This is a genomic window from Arthrobacter sp. SPT-J7 (genome assembly GCF_059089965.1).
This window is the reverse complement of sequence record NZ_JBNHFF010000594.1, coordinates 1-377: the sequence shown is the minus strand read 5'-3', so window position 1 is coordinate 377 and position 377 is coordinate 1. Positions and strand designations below refer to the sequence as shown.

General features: G+C 61.8%; 1 protein-coding gene. It reads right to left on the bottom strand.

Features of this window, described 5'->3' with window-relative positions; translation table 11 throughout:
- Positions 1-89: 89 nt before the first annotated feature.
- Positions 90-377 (bottom strand): 6-phosphofructokinase (locus AC5RWX_RS34450; RefSeq protein ID WP_494100599.1); only part of this gene is annotated, 288 nt, incomplete at its 5' end.

Sequence of the window (377 nt, the reverse complement as noted above, 5' to 3'; positions counted from 1 at the left end):
ACGGCCGCCCGCAACCTTGAATTCCTATCGTTGAGGCCGCTGGTTCTTCGCCGCCCCAGAGCCACAGCTGACTTTCGAACTACTGGTTTCTAACCGAAAAGACGGAGCGCTTCGTCATATCGGTGCTGCGGCACCTTTTTCAAGGCACCGATGGCTTCTGCAAGGTCTACGCGCGCTATTTCTGTGGAGCGGGCCGCTACCATCCTGCCCCAGTCGCGGTCGTGGATCGCGTCAACCGCGGCCATCCCAAGGCGTGTAGCCAATACCCGGTCGGAAGCACTCGGCACTCCGCCACGCTGAATATGGCCCAGCGTGGTGGACCGTGTCTCTATGCCGGTCCGCTCCTCGATGACCGGGGCGAGTCGTTCGCCGATTCC